The organism is Nocardia lasii, from assembly GCF_042658545.1.
GTDB classification, from domain to species: Bacteria; Actinomycetota; Actinomycetes; order Mycobacteriales; family Mycobacteriaceae; genus Nocardia; species Nocardia lasii.
In genome coordinates, this window is sequence record NZ_JBHSQN010000001.1 from 600644 (window position 1) to 610019 (window position 9376).

A 9376-nucleotide genomic window follows, 5' to 3' on the forward strand; every position below is an offset into this window, starting at 1 on the left:
GAATTCTTAGCCGGTCTTGCCAATCCAAAAACTACGCTCTCGACTCTCACCGACCGCGTTGGCTCATTGTTCGACTCCGATATCGCGCCGACGCAGTCAGAATTGACCGCCCAGGCGGACGGTAACCGGGAGCGCGATCAGCTCTACGCGAACAATCAGGCCCTGAGTTCGGGATTCTCCGGCGAATACGCCCCGCAAGTGGTGCCGCCTGTCCTGGAGAGTTTCGCCGACATGTCGCATTCGCGAATCATGCAGTTCGTCGGATCGATCGATGAGAGCACGCTGAGCACCAGCATCCAGGGTTGGAACCAGCTCGCGGATGATACGAGCGCGAAGGCGACCGCCTTCTCTGATGGCATCGCAAAAGAGATCGAACGCGGTTGGGCCGGCAGTGCCGCTACACAAGCACTCGCGAACACCAAGGCATACCTCGCCGACGTGCACAAAGTCGATCAGGCCGCCCGTCTGATCGCCAACAAGATGGAAGAGGCCCGCTCCGGCCTTCAACAGGTGAAGTACTCGGTCCCCCACGAGTCGGAGAACCAAAGCGACACCGTCATGGGCAAGGTCGTCTCCTTCCTCTCACCGGGAACGGGCTTCATCATGGACAGCACCAGCGCCGGCCGCGCCGAAGCCGCCCAGGCCGCCGCCCGTCAGGTGATGGAGACCGTCTACAAGCCGGTCGCGCAGCAGTCCGACACCCAGGTTCCCAAGGTCCCCACGCCGACGAAACCCGCGTCCAACCCGAACGGTGACCCCTCGGGCGGCAATCCGGGCACCGGTTCGCCCGGTGGAAACGGCGGCTCGAACGGCGGCAACGGCGGTAACTCGAACCCCGCCGCCACCGATCCCGCCGCGATGACTCCCGAAGAGCCCACGGCCGCCGAGCCGGAGGACACCACCGACGACGACACGACCGACGACTCCGCGGCCGACGACACCACTCCCTCTTCCGCGACTCCCGAGTCCCCGACCGCCACGTCCCCGGCGGGCACCCCGACTTCCCCGGCAGCCACGTCCCCGAGCGGCCTCGGCGCGGGCGGCGGTGGTGGCGGCGCGGGTGCGGGTGGCGGCGCAGGCGCAGGTGCCGGTGCGGGAGCGGGTGTTCCCGGCGCCGCTGTCCCCGGTGGCGCCGCGCAGAAGCAGCCGACCGGCGCCGCAGCGGGCACCGGCGCGGCAGCGGCAGGCCGGGCGGGAATGTCGGGTATGGGCGGCATGGGTGCCCCGGGCGCTCGCGGCGGCAAGGACGACGAGAACGAGCACCAGGCCCCCGACTACCTGCGTGGCGTCCACGAGGAACTCCTCGGCCCCGCCCGCCTGCACGTCCCGCCCGTGATCGGGGCCGACGAATGACCGACACCTGGGAGCTGACCCCGTTCGAATTCTGGGTCGCCTGGGAAACGCTCGGCCGCGACCGCATGCCGTGGCCGCTCACGTTCACCACCGGCGTGGAAACACAGGTCGAGTTCGACGCCGAATGCCGTCGCGCCGCCGATTCACTCATCGCGAAGATCGGCGGCGACGAATCGCTCTACCACGCACTACACGCGTTGGCGCACCCCGAGATTCGCGTCGAACTGTTCGGCCACCGCTTCGACGGTCGCACCCGCATGGTCCGCGCCTACGCGACCACCGAGGCGAGCAACGGTGTCGTGGCCGCCCAACTGCCCGGCCCCGAATACGGCCAGGGCGGCAACATCCTGATCTCGCTGCGCCCGGCGCACGCCATCACCGGCCGTCTGCTCGCGATCCTGCCCCAGGTCCCACCCGGCTCCGGCGGCTTCAACATCCACCGTGACGACTTCGCCGCCACCCCCGACCCCTTCGCCCACCACCGCTCCCCCGCCGAACAGGCCATCGCCTTCCTGAAACGCCCGTTCCGCACCTATGCCGAATTCCGCGTGGCCACCGGCCCGGCCCTCGACGGCTTCCAGGAAGGCGGCACCATCCTCCAACTGATCGACTACACCGACGACGGCCGCTACCTCATCCACGAGGGCGAACGCATCGAGGTAACCCCCGCCACCACCGACCGAATAAACGCCCACCTCCAACGCCTGGTCGAGCAGGCCTCCGCCGCCACACGCCAATCAGCGTGGTAGACCTCAGCCAGCAAGGACGACTCGATCCGCCACCTCGCGGCGCCCGCATGATGGGGGGCCGAGGCTGCGATCAACAGCACGGCCGCGGCAGGCTCGCATAGGTCATCGGGCGAACGGGAAGTCTGACCGCCGATAACACCCCCGTATCCCGGCAAATTTCGCTGGTCAACCGATGACCTGTCCAGCATCCCGTGTGGCCGAATCCACCCCTCAACGTTGTTGCACTTATAAGTGCAACAGAGTTACGGTGGAGGAAGACAAGCAGGAGGTCCGAGACGATGAACGCGGTGGTCGATAGCAGCGTCGGGAAGACGACGCTGACGGTGACATCCGATCAGATGTCGCAGGCCGAGGCATTCGACCCGACAGCACTGCGGTCGGTGGTACCAGCGGAACTGGCCGAGATTCTCGCCAAGGTGGTGCGAACCGTCGCCGCTGGCGGCACGGTGACGATCGGGTCGATGCCCGACGAGCTGACCACGTCCTCAGCGGCGGATCTGCTCGGCATCTCCCGCCCGACGCTGATGAAACTAGTCCGGGAAGGTCAGATCGCCGCGCACAAGGTCGGAACCCACACCCGACTCGCCACGACTGACGTTCTTGCCTACCAGGACCGGCTGCGCCAGCGGCAACGCGCGGCATTGCAGGAACTTCGCGACTTCGAAGAGGCGGAAGGACTGGACTACTGACAGTCCGGTATCGGTGGTGTCGCAAGGCCCGTCGGCGTCGACATCTATTGTCACTCAGGTGAGTTCACGAGTCCCCCACGTGCTGCCGGACGCGAACGTGCTGTATTCACGAACGCTGCGGGACTGGATCTGCCTGATGGCCAACAGGTCAGGCCCACCGCTGTTCCACCTGCGCTGGACCGAGGACGTTCTGGCGGAGCTGGTCTATCACCTGCGCAAGAACCGCCCGCTCTTCTCCGATCATCAGATCGGAGGAGTGCGGGATCGCATCATCTCCGTCGCCGAGCACGGCCGGATTCGTGGGTACGAGATCGACCCCGACCTCGCCTATACCGACGAGTACGACGCGCACCTGCATGCCGCCGCCGAACACGCCAGGGTCGAATACGTCATCACCGATGACCGCAAATATCACGACTTCGCCGTCGCCAACGACGATCACCTCTGCTACGAGGTGTACACCCCGGACGACTTCCTGATGCTTGTCCACCGGGACTCGATCGCCACGGTCCGCGAAGCTCTACTCGCCCAGATCGAGTACCACCACCGACTTGGCAAGCCGTTCAACCTCGCCTCCCGCCTGGACGCCGCAGTAGCCCCCAATTTCGCCGCCGCGATACGCGACATGATGCAGACCCCAGCCGTCACGCAGGCCCTGGGCCGGTCCACCCATGAGCACATGAAGCGACGTTGATCGCCGCTACCTACGCCGAATTCCGGGAAGCCACCGGCCCGGCCCTCGACGGCTTCCAAGAAGGCGGCACCATCCTCCAACTGATCGACTACACCGACGACGGCCGCTACCTCATCCACGAGGGCGAACGCATCGAGGTAACCCCCGCCACCACCGACCGAATAAACGCCCACCTACAACGCCTGATCACCGAGGAAACCGAACGTGCGCGCCAATCCGTTTGGTAGAAAACCTCATCCAGCTTCGCGATGACGCTCGGAGAGAAGATTCGCCGGCCGAGTGGCGTTCAGAAAGTCCACGCGGCGAGAAGATCTGCCGGACCGAACGCGCCATCGAGCCCTGAACAGTCGATCCCGCTGCGTGACACAGCGACCACAGGCACGGGCTCAGACGTAAGGGCGGCGCGATGCCGGAGGAGGGCTGCAAGATCATGCCGATCGAACGGCGAGTTCTCCAGCCACTTGACCGATCCGACGAACAGCAGCTGTTTGGCTATCGGCGCGCGGTCCGCTCCGACGATGTCGATCTCGACATCGTTCGTCCGCGTCCAGTAACTTCCGATAGCGGGAGCAGCCGGGAGTTGCGTATCGGGCAGCAGCCGGGCCAATGCCTCTCGAACCAATGGTTCGATGGCCCTCCCACGCCAGCTCGTCCAACTCTCACGAATGCGGTTCATCGTGAGGTCACCCCGACCTCGCTCGATCTCCGCCATCGCGGGCCCGAGGAACTTCAGCCAGAAACGCAGGTAGGGATCCGCGACCCGATAGCGACGATCCTTCGATGGGTGCAGTGTCACGGGCAGCTCGGCCGCGATAACCCGTTTGTCCGCAAGGATTTCCAGTGATCTCTGCATGGGAGTTGCCGCAATCCCGCCTGCGGCTCGCGCGATGTTGGAAAACGTCCGTTCTCCACTGCCGATCGCGGAAAGGACACTGCGGGCCTGCACCGACTGGGGAAACTCCGCCGCCAGTGAGCGCTCCGCTGACACCAACAAGGCCGAAACCGGGTCTTCGAGTTCCGTCCGCAGGAAATCCCAGATCCCCGCACCGGGTGTCCATTCAGCACAGATCAATGGCAATCCACCGGTGATCAAGGCCGCGTCGAAGGCCGCCGACGGCTCGAGGCCCAGCATTTCACCCACCTCGGCCGGGTTGAGTGGACCGAGCACCATCTCTCGTCCCCGCTGATGAAAAGGACGGCCATAACTGTTGAGCGACTCCATCATCGACAGATCGGAGCCGATGAGGATCAGCAAGACCGGCTTCGTCTCCAACACTCGGTCCCATGCCCGCTGCAGCATGCCCTCGAAGGCTCCGTCCGCATCCATCAGGTACGGAACCTCATCCAGGACAACAATACTCGCGCGATCCGGCGGCAACGCAGCGGCCAGCACATCGAAAGCCGCGTCCCATGTCTTCGGCCGAGCCGAAGACAGCAACGTGGCAAGCGGAAGGCTGGATGCTTGCGCGTCGCGGCTCAGCCGCTCGAGTTCCGCCTCCGGCGAGCCACCGGTGGCAGCATAGAAGAGGAACGGCACTCCTGACTTCTCAGCGAATCGCTCCACCAATCGCGACTTGCCGACCCGGCGGCGCCCTCGCAACATCACGCACCGACCGGGCCGCTCTCCACCGACGTCAGCCGCAACTTTGCCCAGCTCACGCTTCAACGTCTCGAGCTCACGTCGCCTACCCACGAACTCAGCCATGCCGCCTCCATAGAGCGTCGCAAGTTACTAACATAGATGTTACTAACATAAATGTTAGTAACATGCTCGTCAGCCTGGCAAGCGTAAAAAAGGCCCCGACCTGGGTCAGAGCCTTTTACGAGATGAGCCCCCTGTCAGGATTGAACTGACGACCTTCGCTTTACAAGAGCGGTGCTCTACCACTGAGCTAAGGAGGCAGGTGGTGCGGCGACCATCATAGCCGCAGGCGCGTACCGCGTGACACTGGATTCGGTGTCACGCGGTACGTGCGGAGGAGATCAGGACTGGGCGCGGGCTGCGTCGTCGGCAGCCATGGCATCACGCAGGCTCTTGGGCCGCATGTCGGTCCAGTTCTTCTCGACGTACTCGACGCACGCGGCCCGGCTCTCTTCGCCGAACACGACACGCCAGCCCGCCGGGACCTCCGCGAACGCGGGCCACAGGGAGTGCTGCTCTTCATCGTTGACCAGAACGAAGAAGCGGCCGTCCTCGTCGTCGAAGGGGTTGGTGCTCATTTCACCTCACTGGATACTGGCGCTGTGTACAGGATCACTGCGCGGCCGCGAAGCCACGAGCGTTGTGTCGACCCTAGCAAGGCATACGTTACTGGTAGGCAGTTACCCGATGCTGCCAGGTTCGGATGCTCAGGCGGCGAAGAAATCGAGCAGGATCTTGTTGACCGCCTCCGGCCGTTCCAGGTAACCGTAATGTCCGGTATCGGGAATCTCCTGGTAGCGGGCACCGGGGATGGCATCGGCCACCTCGCGCGACAGGTACGGCGGGATCATCCGGTCGTCGGCGAACCCAATTGCCAAGCAGGGCACCGTGATCGAGCGATACGCGGCCACCCGGTCGAAGTCGTGGTCCATGGCGCGTTGGGCGCGAACACCGGGCGAGGTGGTGCCGACGGTGAACTCGAACAGATCGAGCCAATCGCGCGCGGCGTTGGTGTCGGCCATGGTCGCGGGCGACAGGTTCATCACCGCCGCCAGCGCCGCGTCGAACTTCGCGGGCAGCTTCGTGCCGGCCGCGTCGAGTTCCTGCTCGCCCGCGGAGAGGGTCTTCTGGAACTGGTCGAGCCGACCGTGTCCGGCCATGAACACGGCCTTGCGGACCAGGTCGGGGCGGGCCAGCGCGAGTTCCTGGGCGACGCGCGCGCCCATCGAGGTTCCGGCGATCAGCGCGGGGCCCTCGCCGAGGAACTCGATCAGCGCGGCGGTGTCGGCGACCAGTTCCTCGATGCGCATCCCGCCCGCGGCCTCGAACGACGGCGCGATCCCGCGATTGTCGAACACGCAGACCCGATATCCGGCCGCGACCAGTGCCGGAACCTGGTGCAGCTCCCACACTCGGCCCGGCGAACCTGTCCCCATGATCAAAACCACCAGCGGACCGCCACCCTTGACGTCGGTCCCCTTGGTACGGTCGCCCTTGACCTGATAGTTCAGTGCGATGCCGTTCACCGTGGCCAGTGGCATGAAACAAACCTCTCTGCGGGGGTAGTTCTCCTACGACCACCCACGGTAACGGCACCGCCACAGGACGGCACCGGGGCGGGGTGTGCGGGTCGCTAGTTCATCGGCCGTGCGCCGGCGCCCGATAGTATTGATCACTCGCAGGTAGAGCGCAGGGAAACCGGAGGGACGAACCCATCATGGCCGCGAAGAGCACCGCCAACGACATCACCGACGAAGAGCTCGAGCCGCTGGCTGACGAGACCGCCCGCCAGGCCCAGAAGGTCGTCGCGGCGCACGCCGAAGACGCCGACGAGTGCCGAATGCTGCTGTCCATGCTCGGTATCGCCCCAGCCTGAGCACAGCGCACCCCTGCGACGCATAAGGATGCGTGAGTGGACCACATGATCGACCAACCGTCCAACGACCGTCCGTCCGAATCCAGCGAAATCCTCGCGCCGACCGGGGCGGGTTCGGGTTTCGTCGTCGTCGCCAACCGGCTCCCGGTCGACCTCGAGCGCCTGCCCGACGGCACCACCAGGTGGAAGCGCAGCCCGGGTGGGCTGGTCACCGCGCTGGAACCGGTGCTGCGCAGCAACAAGGGCGCCTGGGTCGGCTGGGCCGGGGTGCCCGATGTCGAGATCGAGCCGATCATCGAGGACGGGCTCGAGCTCTATCCGGTGCCGCTCACGGCGCAGGAAGTGGAGGACTATTACGAGGGGTTCTCCAACGGAACGCTGTGGCCGCTGTATCACGACGTGATCGTGCGTCCGGTGTACGACAGGGCATGGTGGGCGGCCTATGTCGAGGTCAACCGCCGTTTCGCCGAGGAGACCGCGAAGGTGGCCGCCGAGGGCGCCACGGTCTGGGTGCAGGATTACCAGTTGCAGCTGGTGCCGAAGATGCTGCGGATGTTGCGCCCGGATCTGACCATCGGTTTCTTCCTGCACATCCCGTTCCCGCCGGTCGAGCTGTTCATGCAGATGCCGTGGCGCACCGAGATCGTCGAGGGCCTGCTCGGCGCCGACCTGATCGGTTTCCACCTGCCCGGCGGCGCGCAGAACTTCCTCTACCTGGCCCGTCGGCTGGCCGGTCAGCCCACCTCGCGCGGCACGATCGGCGTGCGGTCCAAGCTCGGTGTGGTGCAGGTCGGATTCCGCACGGTGCGCGTGGGTGCCTTCCCGATCTCGATCGATTCCGCCGAACTCGACGAGTCCTCCCGGCGGCGTTCGGTGCGGGAACGGGCCGCGAAGATCCGCGCTGAGCTGGGCAATCCCAAGAACCTCATGCTCGGCGTCGACCGCCTCGACTACACCAAGGGCATCGACATCCGACTCAACGCGCTCCAGGAACTGCTCGAGGAGGGGCGCATCGACCCGTCGGAGACGGTGATGGTGCAGCTGGCGACCCCGAGCCGCGAGCGCGTGCAGAGCTACATCAAGATGCGCGGCGACATCGAACGTCAGGTGGGTCGGATCAACGGCGAGTTCGCTCGCGTCGGCTACCCGGTCGTGCACTACCTGCACCGCCCGATCCCCCGCGACGAGCTCATCGCCTTCTTCCTGGCCGCCGATTCCATGCTGGTCACGCCCCTGCGCGATGGCATGAACCTGGTCGCCAAGGAGTACGTGGCCTGCCACAGCGACCTCAACGGCGCGCTGGTGCTGAGCGAGTTCACCGGCGCGGCGGCCGAGCTGCGGCAGGCCTACCTGTGCAATCCGCACGATCTGGACAGCGTGAAGGACGCGATCATCGGCGCGCTCGACGACGATCGCGACACCAAACGTCGCCGGATGCGCTCGATGCGCCGCCAGGTGCTGACCCACGATGTGGAGCGGTGGGCGCGCGCGTTCCTCGACGCGTTGGCGCAGAGCAATGTGGCGGGTTCGGCGCTGATGAGCGAGGAGCAGCAGACCTACCCCGCCGACCAGGGCTGAGCACACAGCAACCTCACAGCGTGGGTCCAGCCACCTCCCAGCGCGGGGGCGCAGGATGGGCGCATGGGTGAAGGACCGGAGGCGCGGGTTCTCGTCGTCGACGACGAGCCGATGATCGTCGAGTTGTTGACGGTGAGCCTGCGCTACCAGGGGTTCGAGGTGGCGTCCGCGGCCGATGGCGCCCAGGCGTTGGATCGGGCGCGGACGTTTCGGCCGCAGGCGTTGATCGTCGACGTGATGATGCCCGGCATGGACGGCTTCGGTCTGCTGCGCCGACTGCGCGCCGACGGCATCGACGCGCCGGTGCTGTTCCTGACCGCACGTGACGATGTCGACGACAAGATCACCGGCCTGACGCTGGGCGCCGACGATTACGTGACGAAGCCGTTCAGTCTGGAGGAGGTGGTGGCCCGGCTGCGGGTGATCCTGCGCCGCGCCGGCCACACCGAACCCGAGCGCCCCGGCACCCGGCTGCGTTTCGCCGATATCGAACTCGACGACGACACCCACGAGGTGTGGAAGGCGGGCGAGCCGATCGCGTTGTCGCCCACCGAGTTCACGCTGCTGCGGTATTTCATGGTGAACGCGGGCAGCGTGCTGAGCAAGCCGCGGATCCTGGATCACGTGTGGCGCTACGACTTCGGCGGCGAGGTCGGGGTGGTGGAGACGTATGTGTCCTACCTGCGCAAGAAGGTCGATACCGGCGAGCAGCGCCTGATCCACACCCTGCGCGGGGTGGGGTATGTGATGCGTGAGCCGACCCGGTGAGCAGGCTGCCGCTGCGGGTCACGCTGG

Annotated in this window: 11 protein-coding genes and 1 tRNA gene; 8 read left to right on the top strand and 4 right to left on the bottom strand. The window is 65.8% G+C overall.

Features of this window, described 5'->3' with window-relative positions; translation table 11 throughout:
• The first annotated feature begins 102 nt into the window (after positions 1 to 102).
• From ACFP3H_RS02740 to ACFP3H_RS02760, 5 genes are all read left to right on the top strand, one after another.
• On the top strand, positions 103 to 1353 hold the full coding sequence (locus ACFP3H_RS02740) for a hypothetical protein (RefSeq protein WP_378598972.1): 1251 nt from the start codon (positions 103 to 105) through the stop codon (positions 1351 to 1353).
• A complete protein-coding gene (locus ACFP3H_RS02745; RefSeq protein WP_378598975.1) occupies positions 1350 to 2102 on the top strand; it encodes an ESX secretion-associated protein EspG in 753 nt (250 codons plus the stop codon). Before ACFP3H_RS02740 ends, ACFP3H_RS02745 begins: the two co-directional genes overlap by 4 nt.
• Positions 2103 to 2380: 278 nt before the next feature.
• The gene (locus tag ACFP3H_RS02750) at positions 2381 to 2791 is read left to right on the top strand and encodes a helix-turn-helix domain-containing protein (RefSeq protein WP_378598978.1); all 411 of its coding nucleotides are present in this window, start codon (positions 2381 to 2383) and stop codon (positions 2789 to 2791) included.
• Between the two features lie 79 nt (positions 2792 to 2870).
• On the top strand, positions 2871 to 3485 hold the full coding sequence (locus ACFP3H_RS02755; RefSeq protein ID WP_378599639.1) for a PIN domain-containing protein: 615 nt from the start codon (positions 2871 to 2873) through the stop codon (positions 3483 to 3485).
• Positions 3482 to 3712, top strand: coding sequence for a hypothetical protein (locus tag ACFP3H_RS02760; RefSeq protein ID WP_378598981.1), 231 nt, complete (start codon positions 3482 to 3484; stop codon positions 3710 to 3712). Before ACFP3H_RS02755 ends, ACFP3H_RS02760 begins: the two co-directional genes overlap by 4 nt.
• Before the next feature lie 59 nt (positions 3713 to 3771).
• Here ACFP3H_RS02760 and ACFP3H_RS02765 read toward each other — a convergent pair whose 3' ends face one another.
• The 4 genes from ACFP3H_RS02765 to ACFP3H_RS02780 form a co-directional block, all read right to left on the bottom strand.
• Positions 3772 to 5190, bottom strand: coding sequence for an ATP-binding protein (locus tag ACFP3H_RS02765; protein ID WP_378598984.1), 1419 nt, complete (start codon positions 5188 to 5190; stop codon positions 3772 to 3774).
• Between the two features lie 125 nt (positions 5191 to 5315).
• A tRNA-Thr gene (locus ACFP3H_RS02770) sits at positions 5316 to 5387 on the bottom strand.
• Between the two features lie 81 nt (positions 5388 to 5468).
• Complete coding sequence (locus tag ACFP3H_RS02775; RefSeq protein WP_022565839.1) at positions 5469 to 5705, bottom strand: MbtH family protein; 237 nt, start codon at positions 5703 to 5705, stop codon at positions 5469 to 5471.
• A gap of 129 nt (positions 5706 to 5834) precedes the next feature.
• Positions 5835 to 6668 carry an alpha/beta fold hydrolase gene (locus ACFP3H_RS02780; RefSeq protein WP_378598987.1) on the bottom strand — a complete coding sequence of 278 codons (834 nt, stop codon included), beginning with the start codon at positions 6666 to 6668 and terminating at the stop codon, positions 5835 to 5837.
• Between the two features lie 176 nt (positions 6669 to 6844).
• Between ACFP3H_RS02780 and ACFP3H_RS02785 the strand changes: the two genes are divergently transcribed.
• From ACFP3H_RS02785 to ACFP3H_RS02795, 3 genes are all read left to right on the top strand, one after another.
• Positions 6845 to 7003, top strand: a complete 159-nt coding sequence (locus tag ACFP3H_RS02785) for a hypothetical protein (protein WP_378598990.1) — start codon at positions 6845 to 6847, stop codon at positions 7001 to 7003.
• A gap of 45 nt (positions 7004 to 7048) precedes the next feature.
• Positions 7049 to 8581, top strand: coding sequence for an alpha,alpha-trehalose-phosphate synthase (UDP-forming) (locus tag ACFP3H_RS02790; RefSeq protein WP_378599642.1), 1533 nt, complete (start codon positions 7049 to 7051; stop codon positions 8579 to 8581).
• Between the two features lie 63 nt (positions 8582 to 8644).
• A complete protein-coding gene (locus tag ACFP3H_RS02795; RefSeq protein WP_378598993.1) occupies positions 8645 to 9349 on the top strand; it encodes a response regulator transcription factor in 705 nt (234 codons plus the stop codon).
• The last annotated feature ends 27 nt before the right edge of the window (positions 9350 to 9376 follow it).